Here is a 1,012-nt window from a genome sequence, read left to right as displayed (position 1 = left end):
ACCACCAGCGAACAAGACCTCGACGACCGCCCCAGACGTCATCACGGAGACTGCGCCAGAGCCAAGATCCGCGACGGTCAGGTGGCCAACCGGCCCGTCTACACCGCGATCGGCGTCACCGTCGACGGCCGCAAGGACGTGCTGGCACTGATCATGGGCACTGGTGGCGGCGAGGGCGCAAAGTTCTGGACAAGCGTCCTGATTGGACTGAAGAATCGCGGCGTCAAGGATGTGTTCTTCCTTGTCTGCGACGGTCTGAAGGGCCCGCCCGAGGTCGTGGAGAACGTGTGGCTGCACACCATCGTGCACACCTGCATCATCCACTTGATCCGCAACTCCTTCCGCCTGGTGTCACGCAAGTACTGGGACAGCTCAAGAAGGATCTGAAACCGATCTACACCGCCGCCAGCCCGGATGCCGCGGTGCTTGCCCTGGACGACCTGGACGAGAAGTGGGGCAAGGAGCACCCTGCGATGATCCGGTTGTGACGCAACGCGTGGGCGGGTAGCTCCGGCACGTTGCCGCGCCGGAGCCCCCTCAGAACCGGACGTGCCTGCCAATCCGCTACGACACGCTCGAACCGTTCACCACGATGGACCACGCACGACGCCACGGCCACCTCCGCGTGTTCTGCCTCGGCGTCACGCTCGACGCACTCACCCTCGCCGCAGACATCCTCACCGTCGCCATCATCGCTCCCGACACCTACGACGACCTCTTCGCCCATGCCGTTGAAGAGAACGCGGAAGGCTCCGTGCCCGCACACACATTCCCCTTCGAAGAGAACACGCTACGCTGGCTCAGCGAATCCACGAGACTCTCCCCCGGAGCCGCAGCGGCCCTGCGTCTCGCCTGGACCCACCGAAAACTCCTGGACTTTGAACGTTAGTTGTCACCATCCAGCGGCGCGATAATCGGAAATCACGGGAGTGTCAGGAATCTGGCTCTGGCCCATTTTCGGTGGTGGCGGTCCGTTTCGGTCGGTCACGGTGCGTGTGCCATGGTGAGGCCG

At 63.6% G+C, this 1,012-nt stretch carries 1 protein-coding gene and 1 pseudogene; both read left to right on the top strand.

From position 1 onward, the window contains the following. Window positions 1-485 (top strand): annotated as a pseudogene (locus tag MOQ72_RS44140) (transposase); the annotation flags it as partial. 107 nt (window positions 486-592) lie between these two features. Next, window positions 593-889 carry a hypothetical protein gene (locus tag MOQ72_RS44135; RefSeq protein WP_242192038.1) on the top strand — a complete coding sequence of 99 codons (297 nt, stop codon included), beginning with the start codon at window positions 593-595 and terminating at the stop codon, window positions 887-889. Window positions 890-1,012 lie beyond the last annotated feature (123 nt).

Source organism: Saccharopolyspora soli (assembly GCF_022678645.1).
GTDB lineage: Bacteria > Actinomycetota > Actinomycetes > Mycobacteriales > Pseudonocardiaceae > Saccharopolyspora > Saccharopolyspora soli.
This window is presented reverse-complemented; position numbering and strand designations above follow the sequence as displayed.

What these genes read in the sequence shown, in the direction of transcription:
- MOQ72_RS44135 (WP_242192038.1), top strand. Translation starts at nt 593, where the DNA reads ATGGACCACGCACGACGCCACGGCCACCTCCGCGTGTTCTGCCTCGGC.